Raw genomic sequence first — 25494 nt, forward strand, 5'->3', positions numbered from 1 at the left:
CGGGCGGAGTTAGAGGGAGAAGCGCAGGTTCACGCCGTAGGTGCGGGCATTGGGCGAGCCTTGCAGCTCCAGCCCGCGGATGTTGCCCGCGCCCTGGGTGTTCACCTCCGGGTCGAAGGGGGCGTTGGGGGCGTAGAAAAACAGGTTGCGGCCCGAGAGCGAGATGCTGGCCTGCCCGAAGGGCGTGCGCGCCAGCCACTGCTTGGGCAGCGCGTAGCCCAGCGACACTTCCCGCAGGCGCACCACCGAGGCGTCGTACACGTTCAGGTCGCTCTGCAGCCCGAAGCTGCTCCAGTAGCTTTGCGCGTCCACCTGGATGTTGTTGGGCCGGTAGGTACCGTCGCCGTTGGCAATGACGCCGGGAATCACGCGGGGCAATTCGCGGTCGGCGCCGGTTTGCTTGAGCGCGCCCAGGCTGCGGTACTGCCCCGCCGTGAAGGATATCACGTCGCCGCCGTAGCTGCCATCTACCAGGAACGAGGCCGTCAGGCCCTTGTAGCTGAAGGTATTGGTGAGGCCCGCCTGCCAGTCCACGTTGGGGTCGGCAATAACCTGGTTGGGCACGTCGGGCATAAACAGGCCCGAGGACGGATTGATCAGGTACTGCCCGTAGTACGGGCTTTTCTCATCCGTCACGGTGGGCTTCTTGTTGCCCCGAATCACGCCGTAGGGCAGCCCGCTGATGTACGAGGCAATAGTGCCGGTAAAAGCCGCCCCGTTGATAGCCGACTCCGTCACGCCGTCGGAAATGGCCTTTACCTCGTTGCGGATGCGGGTAAAGGTGGCGGCCACGTCCCAGCGGAAGCTGCTGGTCTTGATTGGCGTGATGTTCACCAGCGCCTCCAGCCCCTGGTTGTCCATGCGGCCCACGTTGGCGAAGCGCTGCACGAAGCCCGAAGTGGGCGCCGTCGACACCGGCACGATCTGCTGTTCGTTGATGGTCTTGAAGTACGTCAGGTCCAGCGAGAGGCGGTTGTTGAAAAAGCCCAGATTGGTGCCCACTTCAAACGACTTGGTAAACTCCGGCGTCAGTGCCTGGCCGCCGCCGGCCACGTCGTTCAGGTCGAAGCCCGCGTAGGTAGTGCCGGCGGCCGTGGTAACGGGGTAAACGATGCTGGCCACGTTGTTGCCCACCACGCCCGTGGCGATGTACGTCGTGTTGATGCTGTAGGGCGTCGCGTCGCGGCCCACCCGCGCCACGTTGGCCCGGATTTTCCCGTAGCTGAAGTAATCGTTCTTGAAGTTGAAGGCGTCGGTAAACACGAAGCCCAGCGTGGCCGAGGGGTAGAAGAACGTGTTTTGCTTCGCCGGCAGCGTCGACGACTGATCGGCCCGGCCGGTCAGCTCCAGGAACAGGTAGTCGTTGTACGCCAACGACAATTGCCCGTAGTAGCCCACCAGCCGCTGCAACGTCGACAGCTCGCCCGAGCCGTTGAAGGTCTTGCCGTTCGAGGAGCTGGGAAAGTCCGGGAAAATCAGTTCGCTGGCCGTCGACTGCACCGTTTGCAGGCGGCGCTGGTTGATGTTCTGGCCCAGCAGCAGGTTGGCGTTCAGGCCCTCGCGAAAGAGGTTGTCCTTTTTCAGCGTCACCAGCATGTCGCCGTTGACTTCGGAGCGGAAAATGTCCTGGTCGATGATCTGCCCGGCGGCGGCGCGGATGGAGCCCACGTCGTAAATCTGCTTGCGGCGGTCGGTGTAGGTGTCCAGGCCGGCGCGGTAGGCCACGTTCAGCCAGGGCGTCACCGCGTAGCGCAGGTTTGCCACGTTGATGAAGCGCGTCAGGTTCGAGGTAGTGGAGTTGCGCTCCAGGCTCCAGTACGGGTTTTCGACGGCCGACGGGATGAAGATGCTCTGCCGGGTCACCGGGTCGATGTAGGGCAGGCCCTGCAGGTTGTAGCTGCGTGGTACCACGTTCAGTCGCCCGAAGGGCGAGCCGCTGTTGCCCTGCGGCGGCCCGGCCTGGTTGCTCTGGATGAAATTCACCGAGCCGCCGGCTTCCAGCTTGTTCAGCAGCCGGGTATTGCCCGCCAGCTGCACGGTGGTGCGCGTCAGCCCCGAAAACTTCGTGATGCCCTCCTGCCGGGTGTTGCTCACGTTCAGGGCCAGGTTCTGCTCGGCGTTGCCGCCGGCAATGTTCACTCCGTTCTGCAGGATGTAGCCGGGCCGGTAAAAGTCGCGGGTGTTGTTTCGGTAGGCGCGGTAGTCCTGGGTCTGCAGCTCGCCGTTGGCGTCGAGGTAGGCCAGGCCGTTGGCCCGCGTGGGCGCGGTGCCGAAGCGCGGCCCCCACGAGGACAACACCCCGCTGTTCGGGTCGTTGGGCACGCTCAGCACGTTGCTGCCGTTGGTGCCCTGCCCGTAGTCGTTCTGCAGCGGAATCAGCCCGTACACCCGCTGCTGCGAAAAGCCCGAGGCGACGGTGACTTCCAGCTTCTTGTTCAGGTTGCGGCCCGATTTGGTGGTGATGATGATGGCCCCCGAGGCCGCCCGCGAGCCGTACAGCGCCGCCGCCGCCGGCCCTTTCAGGATGGTCATGCTCTCGATGCTCTCGGGGTCGATGTCGAGGGCACGGTTGGCCTGCTGGGCGCCGAACAAAGAGCTGGAGGTGCGGTCCAGGTCGTTGCTGATCGGAATGCCATCGACTACGAACAAGGGCTGGTTGTTGCCCTGCAGGGAGCTGACGCCGCGGATGTTGATGTTGGACGAGGCGCCCGGCAGCCCGCTGGCCGTCACGATGTTGACGCCAGCCAGCCGCCCCTGCAACGCGTTGAGCAGGTTCGGCTCCGACTTCTGCGAGAGTACCTCCCCCTTCAGCTCCTGGGTGGCGTAACCCAGGCTGCGCTTGTCGCGCTCGATGCCCAGGGCCGTCACCACCACTTCGCTGAGCTGCTTGGTGTCGGTATGCAGGGCCACGTTCAGTTCGGCCGCGGCGCCGATTTCGCGCTCCACCGACAGGTAGCCGATAGAGCTGAATACCAGCACGCTGGCCGTGGTCGGCACTTTCAGGGTGTACACCCCGTCCGGGTTGGTCGACACCCCAACGGTGGTGCCTTTGGCAATAACGGTGACGCCGGGCAGACCCTGCCCGGTCGCGGCATCGGTTACTTTACCGGAAATGGATTTTTCCTGGGCTAGTGCGCCCTGGCTTACTGCCAGCAGCGGCGCAATAGCAATCAAGCTAAAAAGTTGTTTCATGCAGGCATTGCGTTAGGAATGGGATGGGCAAAAAGAGGTGGGGCCGCCGGGCTGGCCCGAACCGCGTGTGCCGGCCAGACTATGGCAGTAGTCCGGCCGGCACGGCCCGGGTTGGCAGCTTCGGGGGGCACTCCAGTAGCGGCCAGACCAGGCTGTCGAGGTAGCACGGGCATTGGCGGCGCAGCTCGTAGCGGCCGAAACCTGCCGGGTACCGGCTCAGGCAGCTGCTGCGCATGGCTGGCTCTGCGCCGGCCGGCGCGGCCGTGGAATAGCTTCACTCACTCACTAGCCCACGACCGTCCTGCCCAAGCCGCGTCAGCCTTTGTTGCGTCAGGCACCGGGTAGGCCGACGGCACGCTGTTGCGCCAGGGCGGGCAGGCCCTAAAACTATCCCCGGTTGAGGATTTGATTACCCGCCACTGCTGCCAATTGTATGGCTACCAGAGCAATGTAAAACTATGCAGGTGGGCGGGACCCCGAAACGAGCAAGTGACTGAACTGCGCATATCGCCCCGCCAATGGGTGAATTTTCAGGATGAGCCTCGGCGTAGTCCGGCCCGGCGGCTGGTGCGCCCACAGCGGCCGACAATGGCCCCGGCCCGGTAGCCCGCTCCCTCTTATAAAGCAAACAGCCTGTCGGGAGCCCCGACAGGTTGTTTTAGTCGCTATGAGTAGGGACCGATTGAGCGGCCAGGCCGTAGTAGGCTGGCAGCGGTTGCTTAGTCTTTCACTAGGCGGCGCACCACCGTGCCGCCAGTCGTGTGCAGGCGCACCGAGTACACGCCCGTGGGCAGCTCCTTCAGGTTCAGCTCCTGGGTGATGACACCTTGGCGAACCGGTAGCTGGAGCGTACGCACCACCTGGCCCACCGTGTTCAGTACCTCTGTCTTCACTAGGCCCTGCTGCTCCTTCAGCCCGGCCACGGTCAGCGTTACTAGGCCGTGGGTGGGGATGGGGTAGAGGCTCAGGCTGGCTTGCAGCTGGGCGGGGTTGGTGCTGGTCACGCGGGGCTGGAACCAGAGGAAGAAGCGCTGGCGGGTGGAGTCGGGGTGCATCGTGAAGGCGTACACCGAATCCAGGGCCAGGTCCTGGCGGCGGTTGAGCAGGCGGTCTTCCAGCAGCACCTGGGTGCCGGCCGGCAGGTGCTGCAGGCTGGTCAGCACCAGCGTGTGCGCCCCGTTCTGGCTCACGCGCAAGCCCAGCGGCACCACGCCGGCCGTGGCCAGCGCGGGCAGGCCGTTGATGCTCAGCGCGTCGGTGGCGGTGTTGCTCCAGAGACTGGGGCGGCCGTTGCCGTTGAGCTGCACCTTGTAGGCGTCGTAGCCCATCTGGTAGCCGGCGCCGGCCTGCGGATCAAAGTACAGCACCGTTTCGTCGGCCTGGCCCTGGGCGTTGCGGGCCTCCAGGCGCAGCAGCGGCTTCAGGGCGTTGGCCGGGCCGTTGCTGCCGGCTGCCTGCCGGTCGAAGGCCGGGCTCAGGTACGAGGTGTGGCGCACGGCGTTGGTCAGGCTGACCGTAGCCGAGGCGGCCGTGGCCCGCACGAAGAAGCCCTGCATGGCGGCCAGGTCCTTAGAGCCGCCGTTCTGGCCGATGCCGTTCACGTAGCTGCGGTAGGCCCCGGTGTAGCGGCCCGAGGGCACGTACACGTACAGCGCCTTGTCCAGGCCGGCCGCGCCGGGCACCAGGTCCCAGTCGATGGGGGCCGGGTAGGGGTTGCCGAGCAGGTTCCAGCCCGAGCCCGCCTGCCCGCCCCGGCTGAGCGGGATGCTCACCGCGCCGTTCTGCAGCACGCCGCTGATGTCGACGGTCGTCGTCGGGTCGGTCATGGCCGAGTAGCCGCGCATCGGCACCAGGTTGTCCGAAGCCGTGGGCACCATCCAACCCCGGTCGAAGAAGTTGCTGGCCGAGTTCAGGCGGGTTTCGTCGTACTGGTAGAAAGTCGGGAAGGGGGTCACCGTGTTGCCCTGGGTGTTGTAGGCCGGGTTCAGCTCGAAGACCGGCAGGTCGTCGGCAAACTCGCCCACCGTGGCCGTGCCCAGCTGCATCGGCGAGGCGTAGTGGCGGTAGCCAATGGTGGCTACGCCCGTGATGTAGCGTTCCATCGTGCTGCGGCCCGTCACCACGCCGCCGCCTGCGGGGTTCACCACCATGGCGGTGCCCGCGGCGTTGGAGTGCAGCGTCAGGTAGCCGTCGGAAGCCAGGTTGCCGGTGGTCAGCGTGAGCATGTGGGTCACGCCGTAGGCGCTGCCCAGGGTCACGCCGGCCGGGTTGCGGATAATCAAATCGTAAAAGCGCAGGGGTGTGGTGGTGGTGCCGCCGAGCGTCTGGGCCCCGAGGCCGACGCAAGACCAAGGGTATGTGCCCACGCTCACGCGCCCGTTGTTGGTGAGGCCGCCGAAGAGGTACACCGGCACGTCAAAAGTCAGCCCCGCCGTATTGTTTACTACCAGCCGGTTGAAGCGCATCAGGGTCGTGCCAGCGACGGTCTGGGGCCCCGTACCGTCGAAAGTAACCGCAAAGGAGCCCGGGTCAAACGCGCCGTTGTTCAGCCAGTTGCCCGTCACGTGCAGGCTCTGCGACAAGTGCAGCGTGGCGCCCGCATCGACCACGACCCCGCCCAGGTGCGCCGGCACGGGGCCGGTAATGACGTGCTGGACGGGCCCGGTAAAGGTGATTTGCCCGGCCCCGGTCCAGGAGCCGTAGTTCGACACGTTGCCGTAGATGCTCAGCGACGAAACCACCTCCAACGAAGCACCGGGCTCAATCATAATGGATTCGGCCTCGGCCCCGGTGCCCGCTACCACGGGCTGAAACCGGGCGGTACCGATGGTAACGGTGCTGCCGCGCGTGGGCACCTGCCCGCAGGCCCAGTTGCGCCCGTCAAGCCAGTCCGTCGACGTGCCGCCCGTCCAGACATAGCTCACGGCCTGCACCACCAGGTCGGTGCCGTTGTCGTTGGCACTGATGGTGGCCGGGCTGCTGGCACTCACCCGCACCCGGTAACCGGTGCCGGCGGGCGTGCCCGGCGGAATCGTGGCGCTGATGCGGCCGCTGCCCACGGTCCCGTCCTGGGTCAGCGTGCCGATAGCGGTGGGCGCGGCAAACGAGCCGCTGGCATCCGAGAGCTGCGCCGTAAATACGTTGCCGGCCCCGAAGGTCCCCTGCGCCGCGAATGGCACGCTCAGCGCGGAGCCGGGGCAGTAGGTCCCCGCGAAGCTACCGACGGCCAGGTACACGGTACCCTGAGTCACCGTTACCTGCGTCGTCTGCTGGCTGGTACAGCCCGCCTGGCTCACCGTCAGCATGTAAGTGCCCGCGTCGGCGGTGGTGGCGCTGGCAATCTGAGGGCTGGCCTGCGTCGAGCTGAAGCCGTTCGGGCCGGACCACTGCAGAGCAGCCCCGGCGGGCACCCCGGCCGAGGTCAGCTGGATGGGGCTGCCCACCGCAACCGGCGAGTTCGACGCCGCCGTGACGCCCGCCAGGTTGGTGATGGTCCAGGGGGCGCTGGCGTTGCTGGTCAGCGCGGGGCCGCTGCTCACCAGGCGCACCCGGTACTGGTTGCCGCTCGCCGCGCCTGGCACCGTCACCCTCACCCCCCCCGCCCCACTGCTGTCAAAGGCGGTAGTACCAATGGCGGTAGGATTGGCGAACGAACCACTTGCATCTGAAAGCTGGGCCGTGATGGTAGTGGCGGGGGGCACGCCGGGGGTGCTCACGTAGAAGGTCAGCCAGAACGCACTGCCGGTGCACACCTGCCGGGCGCCGGCGTCATCCAGCGTGAGCGTGGTGGCGGCGGGGTAGGTGTAGCTGCTGGCCGAGCAGGCCGAGCCGCCGAGCGTCGTCACGCAGATGGGGCCGGTGGTGGCGCCGGCCGGGGCCGTCACCGTCAGCTGGGTAGCCGAGTTGACGGTAAAGCTCAGGGCCGCCGTGCCGTTGAAGGTCACGCCGGTGGCGCCCGTCAGGTTGGTGCCGGCGACAACCACGCTGGTGCCGGCCGGGCCACTGCCGGGCGTGAAGCTGCTGATGGTGGGCGGGCAGCCGGCCAGGAATGCGCCGGCCCCGTTCACCAGCACGGGGCTGGTAAGCGGCCCCAGCGCGGATTGAAACAGCAACCGCACCGCGCGCACGTTCGGTAGCGGCGTCGGCAGCGTCTGGGTCAGATAATGCGTCTGCCCGCCGTTGAGCAGGGCCGTGTGCGTCCCGGCAGTGGTCCAGTTGCTCAGGTTGGTCGAGGTCTGCAGCTCCACGCGCAGCTCCACCGAGTTTTGTGCCTGCAGCGCCAGTTTCAGCTCACTGATTTGCTGCTGGTTGCCGCTGCCAAAATCAGCCTGGAGGTACGTATTGTCGTTGACTGGCGTCCCCTGCCCGCTACCGGCCGCCGCGTTGAAGGCCGCCTGCGCCGAGGGTAGCCCCGCCGACTGCGTGTAGCTGCCCGCCGGCAGCCCGGCCGCGAAGTTGGCCGAGAGGCTGCAGTCCAGCTTCTCAAACTCCCGGTTCTGCACTAGGCTCCACTGCCCGTTGGCGTCGCGGGTGCGCACGAACAGCCGGTGCGTTCCGTTGGCCAGGGCGCTGACGTCGGCCGTGAAGGCCAGGCTGGCTACATCCTGGGCAGGCGTGAACGATACAGTGGTGCCGTTGCCGAAACCAGGGTCGGCGTCGATGAAGTATTCGACGCGCGTGACGTTGGGCGCGGCGGCCAGGGCCGGCGCGTAGTAAAAGCTACGGACGCTGGTCAGGCTCCACTGGCCGGCGGCGTCGCGGGTGCGGGTGCTGAGCTGGTGAAACCCGGCCGCTAGTCCGTCCAGGTCAGCGGCAAACGTCACGCCGGCCAGCTCCGTAGCGGGCGTGATGGGTACGCTGGTGCCGTTGCCGAAACCAGGGTCGGCGTCGATGAAGTATTCGACGCGCGTGACGTTGGGCGCGGCGGCCAGGGCCGGCTCGTAATAGAAGCTGCGCACTTGGGTCAGGCTCCACCGGCCATTGGCGTCGCGGGTGCGGGTGCTGAGCTGGTGAAAGCCCCGGCTGAGCCCCGTCAGGCTGGCCGTAAACGCGAAGTTGCTGAGCGTTGGGGCCGGCGCGGCTACCGGAACCGGGGTGCCCTGCCCGAAGCCGGGGTCAGCTTCAAAAAAGTACTCAGCCTGCGTGATTTGCTGGGCCCGGCCAGCCGTAGCCAGCCCGCTGAGCAACAGCAGCAGCACGGCGCCCAGCCGCGCCCACCGCGCCCGGCCGGCGGCGAAACAAGAAGAATGCAACATGGCCGGGCTAGTTGTTGGAGCGGGTGCCCAGTGTCACATTCAGCACGTTGCCGCTAAGCGTCTGGTTGTACTGGTAGATGGTGGGCACGGCCGGAATGCCCGACAGCCGGTAGGGCGCGGCGCCCCCGAACGCGCCGATATCGACGCCGCTGGTGCCGGTGCCGCGGGCGGGGTTGGTGCCGGTCTTGAGCTGGTACCAGGCGTCGAACGGCGTGCTGCCGGGGCCCAGCACGAATACCGAGGCCTGGGGCACGTTGTTCTGGCTGCTATTGGCCGGGTTCAGGTCGTTGAGGGCGCTGATGTTGTGCGAGTTGGTGCCGTTGGTCAGCGCCACGCCCGCCCCGAAGTAGTTGTTGTGCACGTTGAAATCGAGCAGATTAATCCCGCCGCCGATAACGGCATTGTGCTCAAAATCACCGCTGACCAGCGTCGCCAGGTTGGCGCCGGCGCCGTTGATAATGTTGTTGCGCAGCAGAATATTGTCGGCCCGCACGCTGCTGCCGCTTTTGGTGATACCGTATAGGTAATTGTGCTGAACCAACGTATTGACGGTATTGGCCGAGCCGCTTATCCCCACCGTGATAAAGGAGGTAATGCGGTTGCGCTCCAGCGTGATGTTGCTGGCCAGCACGCTCACGCCCCCCGTAATGGTGGTGCCGGTGATGGAGGCCCCGTTGCTGCCGGCCCCGAAGGTCACGGCCGACACGGAGGCCGCGTTGGTGTTGGCCTGCAGCCCGGTATTCAAGCTCAGGTAGTAGCCCGGCCCCACGATGCGCACCGGCTTAGTGCAGTTGAGGTTGCCGTAGTCGACGGCAGATTGCTCCAGCTGCAGGATGTCGCCGGGGGTGGCCGCGTCGTGGGCGGCCTGCACGGTGGCGTAGATGTTGGTGCCCGTCAGGCCGGTGTTGTTCACGCGGCGGATGGTCTGGGCCGGAGCCGACAGCACGGTGACGCTCAGCAGCGCCAGCCCGAGCCCGGTAGCAAAGAGGTTGTTCATAGATAGCGGAAAAAGGGACGAGAAGCGGTTTTCGCGCGGCTGACCACCGGGCCGTCGACGACAGCTGCCGGCGGCCCCGCCGGGCCTTGCTGCCCGCGAAGGTTCTTGCCCACCTCCCCGTCCGGAAGCGGAAAAGGGATGAACCGGCCAAATTCCCGCCTCAAGCCGCGTTTTTACTTCCTCACCGTTTCCGGCCCTTCCCCGCCTGGTCCGGCGGCTGACGACTGAGCCCTATTCCCGGGTTGGGAGGGGGCTGCCCCCCAGCTGCTACCGAAAAAAGGCCATTTCCGGCAGTGGCCGATTGGCTGCTGACGGAGCCGTGGCGGCGCCGGGCATTGAAGCGGGCAAATGCCGACTTGAGGCGCCAAATTCCCCGATTCAGTCAGAAGGCGGTTGAAGGCCCGGCGGGGGCGGCGGAAATTTCGCCCACGCTTTCGTCTGTGCCAGCGTCCCCGGCACATCCCGGCAGCTTATCAACAGACCCCTGACCGTTATGAATAAGAGCCGCACTTCCCTGGTCGGCCTGGCCCTGGCCGGCCTGCTGAGCGCCTGCCACTCCAACCCCGAGCCCAAGCCCGCGCAGGACGCCTGGGGCCCGCAGCCCGCCCTGCCCGTCGTCGACGGAACGGCCGCGTTCAGCCTGGGCGCGGCCGATGCCTACGTGAACGTGATGCCCACGGCGGCCCGCATGCCGGCCTTCCCGGCGCTAGAAACCCAGGCCGGGAAGGTGCGCGGCTACGTGGCCGACCTGAGCGGCCAGCCCCTGGCCGGGGCCCACCTCGGCCTGCGCTCCAGCGTGTACTACGCCAGCGCCTTGGCCACGACCGATAGCAACGGCTACTACGAAATACCCGCGCCGGTGGGCGCGGTGAGCTTTTACGCTACCGGCATCAGCCGCCCCTACGACCAGGGCCAGGCCGTCATGGGCCTCTGCCCGGCCGATAACGACGGGGCCGGGTTCGTTTCGGATGGTGGTAAGGTCAAGAACTTCGTGCTGCTCTCCTACGGCCCCGGCGCCCCGGACCAGCTAAGCCTGCACCCCAGCTTCGAGTCCAGCTACTTCGGCGGGGCGCTGTCGTTCAGCTACGGCATCGAGGACTACGCCTCGCCGCCGAGCTACCTGCCGCCCAGCGCCACCATTGAGGTGCAGCTCGCGCCGGACGGGCCGGGCCTGTTCGGCGAGACGCGCACGTTTACCATCCGCAAGGAAGTGGGCAACGTGCGCACGCAGTTCGGCGTGCTCAACATCCCGGTGGGCAAGTACCGCCTGACGGCCCGGCTACAGGACGGCCGGGCGCTGCGCATGACCGAAGTCGGCCCCCGGGTGGGCATCTACCCGCATTTTGGGCTCAAGAACAGCGCCGCGCCCGGCGCGGCCAGCGTGCTGTTTACGCCCACGCCCGGCTTCGAGCCGTCGATGGCGGTGCCGTATGCGGGCAACTGGCGCGCCGTCGATATCAGGCTGGAGCTGCCCTAGCGCCCTGCCCCCGCTTGCCGGATTTTTCATTGCCGCGGCCCGCTGGCCGGCCGACTTTTACCCTCATGTTCTTATGCTGACATTGCTGAAACGCCCGCTGCTACTGGCCGGTCTGGGCCTGAGCTTCGCGCTGGCCGGCTGCCCCTCGGAAGGCACCGTGGAGCCCGTGCAGCCCCGGTACGAGCCCGGCTTCGGCCCCTCCAAGGAACACCCCGTGGGCACGCCCTTTACCTGGCCGGCGGGCATCACCCTCATCGGCGAGCCGGCTGACGACAACCGGGACTGCGTGCAGGATGCGCTTGATCAACGCCATTTCCTCGGCGTGGGCGGCATGGTATCGGTGTGCCTGAACCTGTACAACAGCACCAGCCAGCCCATCAACGTGGTGTTCCCGCCGGGGCTGGTGGTGGTGTCCCAGTCGGAGCGGGCGCAGAACGGCTTCGTGGCCACGCGCACGAGTTTCGAAGTGCCGCCGGGCCAGCACTTTTTCCGCCTGCACACCAATTGCGCCAACGGCGGCACCCGCCAACCTTCGGGCGGCTACCGGTACGAAGCACAGTTGCTGGTGACGCAGCACCCGGGTATGCAGGAGCTGCTGAACCTGCTGGCTGCCAAGAAAATCAACTTCGAGGAGTACGGGGGGCAGGATTCGCCTGTAGCGGCGGCGGCGGCCGGCCCGGTCGGCTCTGCGGTAGGGCAAGTAGCCTTCGACAAAGAAATCAGCGAGCAAGTTCGCCGCGAGCTGGCGGCCCTGCCGCCGCGTTAATCCCCGCTTTTCTCATTCTCACTTCTACTCCATGCTGACACACCGCCTGCTTCTCGCGGCCCTGGCCGCTACGCTGCTCGTGACGGGCTGCGACGACGACGACAACGGTCCCGCTACGGGCACCGGCACCGGCCAGGGCTCCACCCGCCTGATTGCCCACGCCGGCACCAACCAGACGGCCCCCGTGGGCACCACCGTGACGCTCGACGGCAGCCAGTCGCGCGACACGGAAAACCGGCCGTTTACCTTTAGCTGGGCCATTACCAGCCGCCCCGCCGGCAGCACGGCCGCCATCCTGGTGGCCAATGTGCCCAAGCCCACCTTCGTGCCCGACAAGCCCGGCGAGTACAAATTTGAGCTGACGCTGACAAACGGCGGCGGCGAAACGGCTAAGGCTGAGGTGACGGTGGTGGTGTCGCCGGCCGCTACGATGGTGCTGGATGCCACCATCAGCCAGCGCCTGGTGCTCAACGACGTAGTGGCCGACCCGAACGTGCCCGACTACCTGGCCAACGGCAGCGTGGCCGTCAACGCGGAGCTGGTGCTGATGCCCGGCGTGACCATCGGCTTCGCCCGCGACGCCCGCCTGACCATCAACACCGGCGGCGTGCTGATTGCCGAGGGCACGGCCACGCAAAAGGTGCGCTTCATCGGCCAACAGGCCACCAAGGGCTTCTGGCAGGGCGTGTTCATCAGCTCGGCCAGCAACGCCAACAGCCTCGACTACGCCGAAGTGCTCCACACCGGCAGCAGCGCGCCCACCAGCGTAAAGGCCGGCCTGACCGTCAACAGCGGCGGGCAGCTGACGGCGAAAAACAGCCTGTTCAGCCTTTCCGACGGCTACGGCCTGCACCTGGTCAATACCGCGGTGCTGCGCGATTTTGCCAATAATACCTTCAGCAACAACACCGAGGCCGGCCTGTACCTGCCCGCCAGGCTGGTGAGCAAGCTGGACGCGGCCTCGCGCTTCACCGGCGGCAACGGCCGCGACGTGGTAGAAATCAACAATGGCACGCTGGCCGCGGGCGCCCCCGAAGCCGTGTGGCCCAACTTCACTGACGGCACTCCCTACCGCCTGCCCGTTATCCTCAACGTCAGCAGCGGGCTGAAGCTGAGCCCCGGTGTGAAGCTGCAGTTCGGGCCTGATGCGGGCATTTCCGTGGAAAGCAACGGCTATTTATCGGCCATTGGCACGGCGGCCAGCCGGATTACCATCACCGGCAATCAGGCCACGCAGGGGTATTGGAAGGGCATCGGGTTCACCTACGCTTACAATCCGCAGAATGCCCTGGAGTACGTGGATATCAGCGGCGGCGGCGGCCAACGATTCGGCGCCATTAACACGGGCAACATCGTGCTGTTTGGCAACGGTACCAGCCGCTCGCGCGTGACAGTACGCAACTGCACCCTCAGCAACAGCGGTGGCTACGGCATTGTGCTGGGCTACGATACCCAGCTGAACGCCGACGCGGCCACCGTCAACACGTTCAGCGGCAACGCGCGGGGCACTATCGTCAACGAATAAGCCCCGCCGACAATTCTGCCTTTGCCTGCCCGCCATCTGTGGTTTTTTTTCTCCCTGCCTATGCTCCGGTCTGTTTTCCGTTTATTCGTTGCCCCCGGCTTTGCCGGAGCCTTACTGCTGCTCAGCACCGCGCCCCTCCAGGCCCAGGACCCCGGCTCGGGCGGCCCCACGCCCGGCACTCAGGAGCCCACGGCCGTCCCTATTGACGCTGGCGCCTCCCTGCTGCTGGCCAGTGGCGCGGCCTACGCCCTGCGCACCCTGCGCCGGCGCACGACTCAGCAGGCTGCCCACGGCCGCCGACCCTGATCCGCCGCTACCCTCCAGGCAAACAGCCGCCGCCGCAAACGCCACGGGCCGGAACTGCTGAGTTCCGGCCCGTGGCGTTTGCGGCGGCGGCTGTTTGCTTGGGTCTACTTGCCCAGCCAGAGCTTGAAGGGCGTAATCTTCTCGCGGCTCACGATGACTTCCTTATCGATAACCGGCTGCAGGCGCACGGCCAAGCGGTTGCCGAAGTAATTCTCGACGTGTTCCACGCAGTCGGCGGAGATGAGGAAGGCCCGGCTGACGCGGAAAAACCGCGCCATGTCCAGCATCTGCTCCAGCTCATCGAGGGTATACTCCACCACCATACGGCGGCCGTCGTTGGCCCGGATCAGGGTCAGGCGGTTGTCGCTGTAGAAATAGGCAATGTCGTTGATATTAATGGATACCATTTTGTGCATGTACTGCACCAGAAAACGCTGCCGGTATTCCTTCGTCTGCATCTTATTCAGCGAAGTAATCAGGCTGGAAATATCCACCGCATGTTCCGCCCCGCGTCCATCCTGCTGGTGCAGGTTGCGCACCCGGTTGAATTTATCGACGGCCGCGCGCAACTCGTTTTGCTGAATGGGTTTCAGCAAATAATCCACGCTGTTTACTTTAAAGGCCTTGATGGCGTATTCGTCGTAGGACGTGGTGAAGATGACGGTGCTTTTCACCTCCGTTTTCTCGAACACCCGGAAGCTCTGCCCGTCGGCCAACTCGATGTCCATCAGAATCAGCTCTGGCGCGGGGTGCGCCTGCAGCCAGACCACCGTTTCGTCGATGCTGCTGGTCATGCCGGCTACCTGGGCCTCGGGCACGGCGGCCGCCAGGGTCTTTACCAGCTTTTTGGCGGCCATTTCTTCGTCTTCCACGATCAGAACTTGCATATCGACGGGGGGCAAGAGTGCTATGCCGCAATGATGGGCAGGCTGACAATAAATTCGGCTTCGGTTTTTTCGATTACCACGCTCGGCTGCTTCAGCAATTCAAATTTCTTCACGATGTTATTCAGCCCAATTTTATTGGATGGAATATACTCTTCCTTGGTTTGTAGATTATTCTTAACCGTCAGCCAGCCGGGCTCGTCGGTCACAATTTTGATGCGTAGCGGGTGGTCCTTGTGAATAACGTTATGCTTCACGGCGTTTTCCACTAGCAGCTGCAAAGTCAGCGAAGGAATCAGGTGGTTTTCGTATTTATCGTCGATTTCCATATCTAGCCACAGGCAGTTACCGTAGCGCGTTTTCAGTAGGTGGAAATACGATTTGATGAACTGAATTTCCGTGGCCAGGCTGGTCAGTTCCGATTCGTTGCTGTGCAGCAGGTGCCGGTACACTTTGCACATCTCGTTCAGAAATTCCTCGGCTTTGAGCGCGTCTTCGCCGATCAGGTAGGAAAGCGTGTTGAGGGAGTTGAAGAGAAAGTGCGGGTTCACCTGCTGCTTGAGGCTGTCGAGCTGGGTCTGCAGGTTTTCCTTTTTCAGCTGCTCGGCCTCCTTTTCGGCCCGGAGGGTGCGGTTGAAGTAGTAGATGGCCTCCTGGGCGCCCACCACGATGAGGGCCGTAGCTAGGCCACCGGGAATCCCGTTGAGGATGCTGGCCGTGGAGTACGCCGGCCGGAACCCGGTGGCGTTGATGAGCAGCATGTCCAGGATATCAATCAGGGCGGCGGTGGCCCAGCAGGCGACCAGGGCCAGCAGCAGCCGCGTGCGCGACTGATCGAGGCGGGGATAAATGCGCCGGGACTGCAGCAGCACGGCCCGGCAGGCTTCCCAGGATAAAGTGCTCAAAGTCAGGCATTCGAGCATAATTCGGCCGCCCGGCCACTGCCAGGCTCGCCACAGCTGCGGCAGGTTATACCAGCGCCACGCGGTGCCTTGCAGCAGGGTCGCGTCCCAGGTGGGCAGTTGGGCAAAGGCGTTCTGGTAGTACAGCCCGCTGAGCACCAGCACGGCAATGCCGCCCACGCGGATCCATTTGTCGTTCAGCGGTTTCAACGGTGGGTAAGGTAGTGGATGTGAGGCAGGCGCGGGGAAACCAAAGATACACCCGCGCCCAAAGTGTTGCCAGCCAAACCCGGATGATGTGGCCGAAAGCTCTCCTGAACCGGTTGAAATCGTGCTTCAGCCGGGCCCAGCCTTGGCTGAAGCTGCCCCCGACTGCCGGCGGTGGCCGTAGCCGCTTAATCAGCGGTTCGGCGGCGCTCAGGCGCCGATTTGGGGGCTTCATCCGGTTTGACGTTGCCGCCGGAGGCGGGCCCGTCCACCTTCGCACTGCCGGCCGGGCTTCGGTCGCGCCGGCTATACCTCCTCTTTTTCCCCCGCCATGAAACTTCCTGTCCTCCTGCTGGCCGGGCTGAGCGCCGCCCTGCCCGGCCCCCACCCCGGCACCCCCTCCACCGTCGCCGACGATTACCACGCCATGGTTTCGGCCGAGCGGCAGTTTGCCGCTTTCACCGGCCAGAACGGCATCAAGGCCGGCTTCAGCCGCTTCCTGTCGCCGGAGGCGCTGGTGGTCGTCAACGGCCGCTACCGGCTGGGCAAGCCCCTCTACGAGCGGGCCGCCGCGCTGCCGGGGCTGCTGGCCTGGGAGCCCGCGCACGCCGTCATTGCCGCTTCCGGCGACTTTGGCTACTCCACCGGGCCCTTCACCTACCGCCCCACCACAGCTTCCGACAGCATCACCAGCGTGGGTTATTTTACCAGTGTGTGGCACCGTACACCCGCCGGCGAGTGGCAGGTGCTGGCCGATGTGGGCGGCGATATGCCGCTGGTCGAGCCGGCCGCCGCGCCCCTGACGCTGCCCGCGCGGTTTGCCCGCAAGATGACGACGCCGGCCGATACCGCCGCCGGACGCCGCACGCTGCTGGCCGCCGAGCAGGCTTTCGAGCAGGAGGCCGCCCAGTCGCTGAGCGTGGCCTACCGGCGCAGCCTGGCCCCCGGGGCCGATACGCGGCTGTACCGCAACGGCCAGCGCCCGCGCGTGGGCACCGGGGCCGCCGCGTTTGCTGCCCAACAGCAGCTGCCCATGACGCATACCGACGCCCGGGCGGTGGTAGCGGCCTCCGGTGACCTGGGCTTCACCTACGGCCACGGCCGCACCGACAACCGCAGCGGGGCTTTCCTGCGCATCTGGCGCCGCGCGGCCAAAGGCAGCTGGCAGATCGTGCACGAGGTACTGTTGCTGCAGGCATGAGCCAGTCGCCTTGCCAGGCTGCCCTGTCGACCCCAGCTATAGCTGGGGTGTGGTGCATGCGCGCCCCGATGACGTCGGGCGGCGACGGCCGCACCGGGGCGCGGCCCCGCAACCCGGTACACGAATGCGATACTCAATCAACCCTTTTTCCCATGAAACGCATCCTGGAAAATCCCCTGATCGGCGACGTAGTACACTTTGTAAAGCTGGCCCACGAGCCTGGCGGCCCCGATACGGTGGTGGAAGTGACGCTAAAGCCCGGCGGCGGCAACGACCTGCACTTTCACCGCACCTTCGATGAGCATTTCGAGTGCCTGGAAGGCGAAGTCAGCCTGCAGGTCGGTAAGCAGTTCATCGCCCTGCGGCCCGGCCAGCAGGCGCTGGCGCCGCGCCACGTAGTACACCGCTTTTTCAACGCCAGCCAGCAGCCGACGCGGTTTCGCGTCGTCATCCGGCCTGGTTCGCCGGGTTTCGAGCACACGCTGCAAATCATGTACGGCCTGGCCGCCGACGGGCAGCTCACGCGCGGCGGCCGGCCCCGCAAGCTCTGGCAGCTGGGCCTGATCGTGGAGCTATCCGACATCAACCTGCCGGGTCTGCCGGGGCTGCTGCAGCCCCTGCTGCGCCACGCTGCCCGCCGAGCCATGCACGACGGCCGCTACGAGCGGGAGTTGCGGCAGCGCTACTGCGCCGACTAAACGGCCCTGCCGGCCTTGTCCGGAGCATTGCCCCTCATGACCGCGCCCGCCGTGCATGCACGGCGGGCGCGGTCGTGTAAGTATTAGTGGACAAGCAGACCATACGCATTTGAACAAGCTCAACCATTCGGATGGCATCAGAGGCCACTTTTTGCTTTCGATAACGTCACGGCAACAGACATTTCGTCGGGCAAAACCACATTGCCTTGCCGATTGAATAGCTGGGCTTACCCGAATGCGTGTAGTCTGGGTGGATCAGCAAGTAACCGGCAACGGATGGGCTGCAGCAGCCCACTCCTTCTGTACCCTCAGTCGGCTCCCAGCACCACGAAGCGCTGGCGGTAGATGCCTGTGGCCGTTCTCAGGCGAGCCAGGTAGCTGCCTGGTGGTACGGCGGGCAGCGCCAGCCGGCCGTGGCGGATGCCCACGGGTACGGCGCAGCTATGCACGCGCTGGCCGGCCAGCGTAAGTATATCGAGGGTAGCGGGGGTGGCCAGCCCGGCAGGCAGCTCGTAGCGCAGCTCGCCGGCCGATACCAGCGTGGGGTACACGCGGAAGCCATTCGGCTCATCACCCGGTATGCGCACGGTACGCACCGGCGCGGCGCGGCGCGTCTGGTCCTGGTCGACCAGCTGCAGGCGGTAGTAGTTCAGGCCCGGCTGCGGGGTGTCGTCGTGGTAGGCGTAGCGGTGCAGGTGGTTGCCATTGGTGGCGGCCACCCGGCCCAGCTCCCGAAACGTGGTGTCCTGCTCAGCCCGCCGCTCCACTACGAAGTGCGCGGCGTTGTTTTCGGAGGCCGTGCTCCAGCGCAGCTGCGCCCCGGTGGCGTCGGCCGCGGCGTCAAAGCCCAGCAGCTCTACCGGCAGCGCGGTGGCCGTGCGCAGTTCGATGACGCTGGCCGACATGGCCGGCAGCGAATAGCTGAACTGGTTGCCGCTGAGCCCATTCACGGCGGCGCGGCTGGCCAGCGCGGGGCTGCCCTGCACCAGGCTCCACACCCGGCTGGCCAAATAGGTGGCACCGCTGGTCAGCGCGAAGTTTCCCGTCACGGCCTGGCTGGCTTTGTTGATGACCACCAGCGTCAGGCGCTGCTCGCTGGTACCGTCGATGGCGGCGTACACCGAGGTGCGGGCCACGTCGGAAGTAGCGGCCGTGACGCTGGTGCGGCCGAAACTGCTGCCCGCGCCGTCGAAGTTGGTGTAGAGGCGGAAGGCCGGCGAGATGTACGAGGCCGGCGAGTTTGGATTGCCGGGGTCGTAGGTTTTCCACCAGCTGGCATTGTACACCCCGTACTTGCCGAAGATGCCCAGCACGTCGGCCTGGGCCAGCCCGCCCGAAATGTCATCGTTTCCCCCGTAAGCGTATTCCGAGATGCTAAGCTTGGTGCCGGGGTAGTACGTATTGATGGACTGCAGCAGCCGTGGCAGGATAGGCAGGTAGTTGTTCAGAAAGTAGGGCTCGTCGGCAATCCAGCTGTTTTCGTGGTAGCCGGGCTGCCAGAGCGTGCGCGGGGCCTGCAGGCGGGCCTGGCGGTCGGCGGCGGTATTGGCGCCCGGCTCGGTAATGCGGCTGGTGCCCACGGCCTCGGGGTACCAGTGCACGTCGAGCACGTCGAGGAGGCGGCGGCCGGCGCTCTGCGAAGCCTGCCGCAGGTTGTCGAGGTAATAGTCGATAAACCAGGCGTAGCCGGCGCCTTCCACGGCGGTGGGGTAGTCGGGCGCGTCCTGCAGGCTGAAATAGTCACCGAAGCCGTACAGCCCGCCGCCGTAGATCAGGGCCGAGGCATCCACTGCCTTCACGGCCTGGGCCAGGTCGCGGGTCTTGGTCCACAGCTCCTGCGAGGTGGGCTTAGCGGGATGGATGCCGGGGTGGGTTTCGGGCCAGAGGCCGGGCTCGTTGTCAAGGAAGTAGCCGGCCACCCCGCCGGCGGCCGTAGTGCCGTGCTGCTGCACCAGGAAGTTCACCTGCTCGTCCATATACACCACGCCGTCGGCGGTATTGGGCGCGAGGCTGAAGGCGCTGCCCTTGCGAAATACCACCTGCTTCCAGCGGGCCGAAGGAGCCACCTGGGCGGGCGTCACCGGGGTGCCCGACTTATCGGCCGCCACGTAGCCGGCCAGCTGCAGCGTCACCAGCGGGGCCTGGCCCCGGGCGCGGGCCGCCACCACGAAGCTTGACACGGCTTTGCCGGGCTGGGCGCATTCACCGGGGCCGAGCCCCTGGCAGAGGAAGTCGTCGTTCTGGTAGTTGTAGTCGGAGCCGGCGTGCGAGGCGTTGGTTTCCCAGTTATAGCCCGTCAGGCGGTTGCCGCCCAGGCGCACCGAGCCGTAGCGGTCGGCGGCTTGCAGGGGCTCGTTGGTGCCGTAGATCAGCGGGCTGATGGCCTTGCGCCCGGTGCCAGTGTTGACGGTAAAATTCACCGTGAGCTGAGCCTGAGCAGCGGTGGCGGTCAGGCCGGCGGCCAACAGGGCCGCCGCGCGGGCAGAGAAAAAGAGCATCGGAAGGAGCTGAAAAAAGCCTGCCCGGCGAGGCAGTCGTCGGGCGGGCGGAGTTCGAGGGCGGGGCTAGTACTTGAGCAGTGGGCGCGTCACTACCCGACCATCGGGCAGGAGCAGGCGCAGGGTGTAGCGGCCGGCGGGCTGCGGGCGCAGGTCGATGGCGTAGCGCCGCCCGGTGGCGGCCAAAGCCGGCTGCGCCACCGGGCGGCCCAGCGCATCGGTCACCACCAGCCGGGCCCCAGCTGGCAGGGACCCGGCGGCCAGCCACTCCAGCGTGAATTCGCCCGTGGCACTGGGGTTGGGAAACACGCTCAGCTCCGCAGGCGCGGGTTCGGGGCGCGTGGCCGTCGCCGTACCGCCAACGAACTGCAGCTCGTCGATAAACAGCGCGTTGCCGGGCGTGCATGCGCGGGCCGAGGCCGACAGGATGTAGATAAAGGCGGAATCGGGCGCCAGGATGAAGCCTGGGCGGTACTGCAGCGTTACTTCCTCGCGCTGGTAGGTGGTAGGGGCCGCCAGCAAATACGTTTCGCCCACGGCTACCGCCTGCCGTTGCCCCGCCACCCACCGCGACAGGGCCACTAGCACCGTCGCCGAGTCCTGGGCCACGTTGGTCCCGGTCTGCTTGTAGTAGAACTCCAGCCGGGCGGGGCGGCCGGTGTAAGGCTGCCCGTCCAGAGGCGGCCACCCCGGCAGCAGGCTCACGGCCCCCAGCGCCACGATTCCGCCCTCCCCGCCCCGGCCGGGTATCAGGGTGTTCTGGATGCGCATGGCAGAGTTGCCGGCATACTTGTCCGGCGTTTTGGTCACGTCGTTCCAGGGCTGCTGCCCGGCCGATTGCAGGATGTCGTCGGTGGTGACCCAGTGCCGCGGCCGCTCGGCGCCGTCGCGCGTTTCCCAGCTTTCCAGGTCGCCATTGGGCACCTGGGCCGCGGCAGTGGCGACCAGCAGCAGCTGCGTGCCGGCGGTCAACAGGGTAGTAAGTCGTTGTTTCATGCAGGACCAGGAGTGAGGGTTGGGGTGTAGACGTGAGCTGCGCCGAAGCGGTCAACAGCCGATAGCGAATGTCCTGCCGCCCCTGCAGTCGGGAAATATTCTTCTGACCGTACTGCCCAAACCCGCCCCTGAACCGGCCTATTCGCCGCCTGAACCGGCGGCCAGACTTGACCAAGATTGGCCCGATGGTGGCCCGGACCACGGCGGCCCGCATTGGCCGGCTACCGGGCAGCTTCGGGCCGGCTTTTGCAGAGTTCAGGTGCCATAATCACCGGCTCAGTCCGGAATCTATTCCCCCCGGTAGCCGGATGGGGCAGTTTTGCGGGGCGCTCAGGCTGAGGCACAATGGAGGCACAATGCCTGGCCGCCAACCACGGGCCCAGGCCCGGGCGCACCGGCTTCACCGCCGGGTTTCTACGTCACCTTTCACCAGCTTTCCTGCTCATGGAACACTTGATTTCTTCTCTCGCCGGCAGCCTGCGCGCCTACCAGGGCGGCTTTCTGCAGCTGCTGATTTCGCCCGCCCAAACCGGTGGGCAGCTGGCCCTGCTCGACTTCACCCTTCCCCAGGGCAGCGAACCGCCGCGCCACCGCCACACCCGCGAAGACGAAACGTTCTACGTGCTGGAAGGCCAGGTGCGCTTCGAAATCGGCGACGCGGTGGTGGTGGCCGAAGCCGGGCAGGCCGTGTTTGCCCCGCGCGGCCTCGACCACCTGTTCGCCATCCAGTCGCCGCAGGCCCGCCTGCTGACGCTGATAACGCCCGGCGAGTTTTCGGGCTACTTCCTGGAGTTCAGCACCCCGATTGCCCAAGCGCCGGCGCAGCTACGGGCGCCGCAGGGCCCACCGCTGCCCGAAGTCCTGGCCCAGATGCTGGCCAGCGCCGCGGGCTACGGCGTGCAGTTCGCGTAGCCGGGCGGTTTGCCCCAAAGTGCGCCGGCCTGGGTAGCTTCACTCCGTAGCACCGGGGTTCGAAGCTGCCTGGGCCGGCGTTTGGGTTACCAGTGGCCGGGCGGTTTGCCGGGCCGCGCCACCGCAGGGGCTGGCGGCCCCGGGCAGGCTTTGCGGCCAGTGGTTTATCTTCGGCTCCGACGCCGGCCGGCTACCGGTGCGGTACCGCGTCAGCCAGGAGGCCGCCTTCTTCCGAGCATGTACATTCCCAACTCATTCCGGGGCCCGCAGGATCAGGCGGCCGTGGTGGCGTTTATGCAGCGCTACAGCTTTGCCACCCTCGTCACTGCCGCCGCGGGCCCGCCGACGGCCACGCACCTGCCCTTCACGGTACGCCACTCGGCGGCCGGCGAGGTGGTACTGACGGCGCATCTGGCCCGCGCCAACGCGCAGTGGCGCGAGCTGACGGCCGGCCCGGCACTGGTTATTTTCAGCGAGCCGCACGCCTACGTATCGCCGCGGCATTACGAGCAGGCGCAGAACGTGCCCACCTGGAACTACATTGCCGTGCACGCCTACGGCCCGGTGCAGCTGCTGGAAGCCGAAGCCGATAAGCGCCGGGTGCTCGAAGACCTCATTGAAGCCACCGAGCCGGACTACCTGCCGCAGTGGCAGGGGCTTCCGGCCGGGTATCAGCAGCGGATGCTGGGCGCCATCGTGGCGTTTGAGCTGACGGTGAAGGACTTGCAGGCCAAGTACAAGCTGAGCCAGAACCGCACCGCCCAGGAGCAGCAGAACCTGGCCGCCGCCTTGGCCCAAAGTCCCGACAACCTCACGCGCCAGCTGGCCGGCTACCTGCCCGCCGCCCACTGAACACCTTCCAATCCCTCGCCTAATCCTGCGGCAATGCAACAAGCCACCTGGTCCATCGACGAAGTTCAGCAAGCCTGGCAGCTGGCCACCCGCCTGCACGACGGCCAGAAGTACGGCGGCCCCGACCCGGGCGAGCAGATCGAATACCTGAACCACATCGGCAGCGTGACGCTGGAGGTTCTGAACGCCGTGCAGCACACTGCCGGACTGCGGGCGGACCTGGCCATCAAGTGCGCCATTCTGCACGACGTGGTGGAGGACACGGCGGGCAGCTACGAGCAGATTCGGGAGTTGTTCGGCCCGGCCGTAGCCGCCGGCGTGCTGGCCCTGACCAAATCCGACCACCTCGAAGATAAAGCGGCGCAGATGCGCGACAGCCTGCGCCGCATCCGGGAGCAGCCAGTGGAAATCTGGGCCGTCAAGCTCGCCGACCGGATTGTCAACTTATCCGAGCCGCCCTACTACTGGGACCACGCCAAAAAACGGGCCTACCTGCGCGAGGCGGAGCTGATTCTCACGGAGCTGCAGGCCGGCAACGAGTATCTGGCCAACCGTTTGAGACTGAAAATCAGGCGGTACCATTCCTTTCTCGGATAATCCGCCGGGGCTCGGTCTGAAACGATCGGCAGCACCCGCTGGCGCAAGGCCTGCCCCTTTTGCTGGCTCCGCCTACCAACTTGGTGGCGCGGCCGGGCGGGGCCCGATGGCGCAGCCATTCACTACCGGCAACCGGCAGCAGACGACCACCTCCGCTTACCCCTGCCGTGCCTGAAACGCCCGCAGGTTGTCGCGGTAGCTGCGCGTCCATTTCAGCTGGGGCCCGTCGCGCAGCTGCACCAGATACTCCCCGTTGAAGTGCGTTTCCACGGCCTGCACGAAGTTCAGGTTGACGATATAGGAGCGATGAATGCGCACGAAGTCGGCCGGATCGAGCCGGGTTTCGAGGTGGCCCAGGCTGTCGTAGATGATGTGCCGCTCGGTCCCGGCGGTGTGCAGGGTAATGTAGTTGCCCTGCGCGTCGAAGTAGCGCACGTCGGCCGTATCAACGAGGTACATGCGGCCGGTTTCCTTCACCAGCAGCCGTCGCAGGTAAGGGGCGCGCTGCGCCTGCTGGTGCACCAGGGCTTCCAGCTGGGGCTGCGGGCGCCGGCCCAGCCGCTCGCGCGCCCGCTCCAGCGCCTGGTGAAAGCGTACGGCATTGAAGGGCTTGAGCAGGTAGTCGATGGCGTTGGCATCGAAAGCGCGCAGGGCGTACTGGTCGTAGGCGGTGGTGAACACCACCGCCGGCTGGTGGTGCGGCCACACCTGCTGCAGCACCTCGAAGCCGTTCAGCTCGGGCATCTGGATGTCGAGAAACACGAGGTCGGGCCGGTGCTGCAGAATCTGGATAACGGCTTCGGTACCGTTGGCCGCTTCGCTCACCACCGTCACGGCGGGGTGGTTTTGCAGCAAAGTGCGAATGACGCCACGCGCCAGCAATTCGTCGTCGATGATGAGGGCGCTAAACATGGGGCGGCATAGTAGGTGGGGGCGCTACGGCCGGGCGCGGCAACCTAAGCGTGACGGTGGTGCCCCGACCGGGCTGCTGGGCAACGTCGAGGCTGGCGGCCCGGCCGTAGGCGTGGCTCAGGCGGGCGCGGGTGTTGCGCAGCCCCAGCCCCGAGCCGCCCCGGGCGGGCCGCCCCGAGCCGTTGTCTTCAATGCACAGGCGCCAGGCGTCGGGCCCCGCGGCGGCGGCCGTGATGCGCAGGCAGCCGTCAGCGACGCGGTCGGCCAGGCCGTGCACGAGAGCATTTTCCACCAGCGGCTGCAGCAGCAGGGGCGGTACCAGACAGTCCTCGGCCCCCGGCTCGATGCAGTAGTCGATGCGCAGGCGGTCCTGAAAGCGTACCTGCTGAATGCCTAGGTACTGCCGGGTGAGGGCCAGCTCGTCGCGCAGCGGAATAAAATCGGCCTGCTGGTGGGCCAGCACCCCGCGCAGCAGGTCGCTCAGGCCCGTTACCATGTCGATGGCCCGGTCGGTTTCGTGCTGCATCATCAGGGCCACAATGGCGTGGTGGGTGTTGAAGAGAAAGTGGGGATTCAGCTGCATCTGCAGGGCCTGGAGCTGAGCGGTAGCCAGCTGGGTCCGCAACTGCTCGGCGTGCAGCTGGTACTCCACGGCCCGGTGCTGCAGCCGCTGGTTCTGCTGGACGTAGCGGGCAATGCTGCCGCTCACCACCACCAGCAGATAGGTCAGCGCCGTAGTAGGGTACGTCGACAGAAACCAGGCGGGAATATAGCCAGGATCAATCCACTTGCCCGTTTCGTGGGCGTACAGGGGCCGCACCACCACGTAGCAGGCGGCGCACACCAGCAGCCCGAAAGCCGAAGCTACCAGCAGATGGCCCAGCAGGGTGCGCAGCCAGGCACGGGGCTCCCGGGCGATGGGCAGTGGAAACCGTAGCGTGACGTAGAATATACCGGGCGTGAAGGCCCACCAGAGCACAAACGTCAGCGCCCACTGCAGCAGCTCGGCGCCAAACATGGGCCGCCGCCCGGTCAGCCAGCCTAGGCCGAAGGTCTGGCAGGCGTTGATGAGCATCATCAGTCCCCAGAACAGGGTGGCGTACCGCCAGAACTGCCGCCGGGTGAGGGGCAGCTCGGCTTCGCGCAGCAGGCGGGTAACCCAGAGAATGGCCATAGCTGAAAGCGGGAATACGACAAAGCTAGCAGCCGTGTGGCGGCTGGCGGCAGCCCGGTGGCTGAAGGGCCCAAACGGTTATTTAAAGGGCCATCGGGCGCTTTAAATAACGAATTGGTGCTTCCGCATAAAGCCGGTTCCGG

Annotated in this window: 18 protein-coding genes; 9 read left to right on the forward strand and 9 right to left on the reverse strand. The window is 66.1% G+C overall.

The genetic code is table 11. The features are described 5' to 3' along the window. Positions 1-9: 9 nt before the first annotated feature. The 3 genes from FDY95_RS22280 to FDY95_RS22290 all read right to left on the reverse strand — a co-directional run bounded on the left by FDY95_RS22280 (position 10) and on the right by FDY95_RS22290 (position 9444). A complete protein-coding gene (locus tag FDY95_RS22280; RefSeq protein WP_138081180.1) occupies positions 10-3192 on the reverse strand; it encodes a SusC/RagA family TonB-linked outer membrane protein in 3183 nt (1060 codons plus the stop codon). Positions 3193-3911: 719 nt separating this feature from the next. Continuing rightward, positions 3912-8447 (reverse strand): T9SS type A sorting domain-containing protein, encoded by a 4536-nt coding sequence (locus FDY95_RS22285; RefSeq protein ID WP_138081182.1) that lies wholly within the window; start codon positions 8445-8447, stop codon positions 3912-3914. A gap of 7 nt (positions 8448-8454) precedes the next feature. Then, positions 8455-9444 (reverse strand): hypothetical protein, encoded by a 990-nt coding sequence (locus tag FDY95_RS22290; protein ID WP_138081184.1) that lies wholly within the window; start codon positions 9442-9444, stop codon positions 8455-8457. A gap of 493 nt (positions 9445-9937) precedes the next feature. Here FDY95_RS22290 and FDY95_RS22295 point away from each other — a divergent pair, with 493 nt between their 5' ends. The 4 genes from FDY95_RS22295 to FDY95_RS22310 all read left to right on the forward strand — a co-directional run bounded on the left by FDY95_RS22295 (position 9938) and on the right by FDY95_RS22310 (position 13518). After that, entirely contained in the window at positions 9938-10921 is a 984-nt protein-coding gene (locus FDY95_RS22295; RefSeq protein ID WP_138081186.1) for a carboxypeptidase-like regulatory domain-containing protein, read from the forward strand. A gap of 73 nt (positions 10922-10994) precedes the next feature. Continuing rightward, entirely contained in the window at positions 10995-11687 is a 693-nt protein-coding gene (locus FDY95_RS22300; protein WP_138081188.1) for a hypothetical protein, read from the forward strand. Positions 11688-11718: 31 nt separating this feature from the next. Continuing rightward, the gene (locus FDY95_RS22305) at positions 11719-13212 is read left to right on the forward strand and encodes a PKD domain-containing protein (RefSeq protein ID WP_138081190.1); all 1494 of its coding nucleotides are present in this window, start codon (positions 11719-11721) and stop codon (positions 13210-13212) included. Positions 13213-13272: 60 nt separating this feature from the next. Further along, positions 13273-13518, forward strand: coding sequence for a PID-CTERM protein-sorting domain-containing protein (locus FDY95_RS22310; RefSeq protein WP_138081192.1), 246 nt, complete (start codon positions 13273-13275; stop codon positions 13516-13518). 104 nt (positions 13519-13622) lie between these two features. Here FDY95_RS22310 and FDY95_RS22315 read toward each other — a convergent pair whose 3' ends face one another. Next, a complete protein-coding gene (locus tag FDY95_RS22315) occupies positions 13623-14405 on the reverse strand; it encodes a LytR/AlgR family response regulator transcription factor (RefSeq protein ID WP_138081194.1) in 783 nt (260 codons plus the stop codon). Positions 14406-14425: 20 nt separating this feature from the next. Then, positions 14426-15514, reverse strand: a complete 1089-nt coding sequence (locus FDY95_RS22320; protein WP_138081196.1) for a sensor histidine kinase — start codon at positions 15512-15514, stop codon at positions 14426-14428. Between the two features lie 328 nt (positions 15515-15842). Here FDY95_RS22320 and FDY95_RS22325 point away from each other — a divergent pair, with 328 nt between their 5' ends. Together FDY95_RS22325 and FDY95_RS22330 are read left to right on the forward strand one after the other, a co-directional pair. Further along, entirely contained in the window at positions 15843-16712 is an 870-nt protein-coding gene (locus FDY95_RS22325) for a Cif family virulence factor (protein ID WP_138081198.1), read from the forward strand. A gap of 152 nt (positions 16713-16864) precedes the next feature. Beyond that, positions 16865-17410, forward strand: coding sequence for a cupin domain-containing protein (locus FDY95_RS22330; RefSeq protein ID WP_138081200.1), 546 nt, complete (start codon positions 16865-16867; stop codon positions 17408-17410). Between the two features lie 308 nt (positions 17411-17718). On the opposite strand, the gene FDY95_RS22335 is transcribed toward FDY95_RS22330, so the two are convergent. After that, on the reverse strand, positions 17719-19908 hold the full coding sequence (locus FDY95_RS22335; RefSeq protein WP_138081202.1) for a glycoside hydrolase family 44 protein: 2190 nt from the start codon (positions 19906-19908) through the stop codon (positions 17719-17721). Positions 19909-19974: 66 nt separating this feature from the next. Continuing rightward, on the reverse strand, positions 19975-20904 hold the full coding sequence (locus FDY95_RS22340) for a hypothetical protein (protein ID WP_138081204.1): 930 nt from the start codon (positions 20902-20904) through the stop codon (positions 19975-19977). A gap of 444 nt (positions 20905-21348) precedes the next feature. On the opposite strand from FDY95_RS22340, the gene FDY95_RS22345 reads away from it, so the two are divergent. The 3 genes from FDY95_RS22345 (at position 21349) to FDY95_RS22355 (ending at position 23265) form a co-directional block, all read left to right on the forward strand. Next, positions 21349-21816 (forward strand): cupin domain-containing protein, encoded by a 468-nt coding sequence (locus FDY95_RS22345; RefSeq protein WP_171025798.1) that lies wholly within the window; start codon positions 21349-21351, stop codon positions 21814-21816. 237 nt (positions 21817-22053) lie between these two features. Further along, positions 22054-22668: an FMN-binding negative transcriptional regulator gene (locus FDY95_RS22350; protein ID WP_138081208.1), complete on the forward strand. Its 615-nt coding sequence runs from the start codon at positions 22054-22056 to the stop codon at positions 22666-22668. A 33-nt stretch (positions 22669-22701) separates the two neighbouring features. Continuing rightward, entirely contained in the window at positions 22702-23265 is a 564-nt protein-coding gene (locus FDY95_RS22355) for an HD domain-containing protein (RefSeq protein WP_138081210.1), read from the forward strand. A 156-nt stretch (positions 23266-23421) separates the two neighbouring features. On the opposite strand, the gene FDY95_RS22360 is transcribed toward FDY95_RS22355, so the two are convergent. Together FDY95_RS22360 and FDY95_RS22365 are read right to left on the reverse strand one after the other, a co-directional pair. Next, a complete protein-coding gene (locus tag FDY95_RS22360) occupies positions 23422-24177 on the reverse strand; it encodes a LytR/AlgR family response regulator transcription factor (protein WP_138081212.1) in 756 nt (251 codons plus the stop codon). Then, on the reverse strand, positions 24170-25351 hold the full coding sequence (locus FDY95_RS22365) for a sensor histidine kinase (protein WP_138081215.1): 1182 nt from the start codon (positions 25349-25351) through the stop codon (positions 24170-24172). The genes FDY95_RS22360 and FDY95_RS22365 overlap by 8 nt, the downstream gene beginning before the upstream one ends. Positions 25352-25494 lie beyond the last annotated feature (143 nt).

It is taken from the genome of Hymenobacter jeollabukensis (assembly GCF_005771675.1).
Classification (GTDB): domain Bacteria; phylum Bacteroidota; class Bacteroidia; order Cytophagales; family Hymenobacteraceae; genus Solirubrum; species Solirubrum jeollabukense.

Excerpts from the sequence above, each read along its gene's own strand:
- FDY95_RS22315 (WP_138081194.1), bottom strand. The coding sequence starts at position 14,405 with ATGCAAGTTCTGATCGTGGAAGACGAAGAAATGGCCGCCAAAAAGCTG.
- FDY95_RS22305 (WP_138081190.1), top strand. The coding sequence starts at position 11,719 with ATGCTGACACACCGCCTGCTTCTCGCGGCCCTGGCCGCTACGCTGCTC.
- FDY95_RS22290 (WP_138081184.1), bottom strand. The coding sequence starts at position 9,444 with ATGAACAACCTCTTTGCTACCGGGCTCGGGCTGGCGCTGCTGAGCGTC.
- FDY95_RS22280 (WP_138081180.1), bottom strand. The coding sequence starts at position 3,192 with ATGAAACAACTTTTTAGCTTGATTGCTATTGCGCCGCTGCTGGCAGTA.
- FDY95_RS22365 (WP_138081215.1), bottom strand. The coding sequence starts at position 25,351 with ATGGCCATTCTCTGGGTTACCCGCCTGCTGCGCGAAGCCGAGCTGCCC.
- FDY95_RS22340 (WP_138081204.1), bottom strand. The coding sequence starts at position 20,904 with ATGAAACAACGACTTACTACCCTGTTGACCGCCGGCACGCAGCTGCTG.
- FDY95_RS22350 (WP_138081208.1), top strand. The coding sequence starts at position 22,054 with ATGTACATTCCCAACTCATTCCGGGGCCCGCAGGATCAGGCGGCCGTG.
- FDY95_RS22330 (WP_138081200.1), top strand. The coding sequence starts at position 16,865 with ATGAAACGCATCCTGGAAAATCCCCTGATCGGCGACGTAGTACACTTT.
- FDY95_RS22355 (WP_138081210.1), top strand. The coding sequence starts at position 22,702 with ATGCAACAAGCCACCTGGTCCATCGACGAAGTTCAGCAAGCCTGGCAG.
- FDY95_RS22295 (WP_138081186.1), top strand. The coding sequence starts at position 9,938 with ATGAATAAGAGCCGCACTTCCCTGGTCGGCCTGGCCCTGGCCGGCCTG.
- FDY95_RS22300 (WP_138081188.1), top strand. The coding sequence starts at position 10,995 with ATGCTGACATTGCTGAAACGCCCGCTGCTACTGGCCGGTCTGGGCCTG.
- FDY95_RS22360 (WP_138081212.1), bottom strand. The coding sequence starts at position 24,177 with ATGTTTAGCGCCCTCATCATCGACGACGAATTGCTGGCGCGTGGCGTC.
- FDY95_RS22325 (WP_138081198.1), top strand. The coding sequence starts at position 15,843 with ATGAAACTTCCTGTCCTCCTGCTGGCCGGGCTGAGCGCCGCCCTGCCC.
- FDY95_RS22310 (WP_138081192.1), top strand. The coding sequence starts at position 13,273 with ATGCTCCGGTCTGTTTTCCGTTTATTCGTTGCCCCCGGCTTTGCCGGA.
- FDY95_RS22335 (WP_138081202.1), bottom strand. The coding sequence starts at position 19,908 with ATGCTCTTTTTCTCTGCCCGCGCGGCGGCCCTGTTGGCCGCCGGCCTG.
- FDY95_RS22345 (WP_171025798.1), top strand. The coding sequence starts at position 21,349 with ATGGAACACTTGATTTCTTCTCTCGCCGGCAGCCTGCGCGCCTACCAG.
- FDY95_RS22285 (WP_138081182.1), bottom strand. The coding sequence starts at position 8,447 with ATGTTGCATTCTTCTTGTTTCGCCGCCGGCCGGGCGCGGTGGGCGCGG.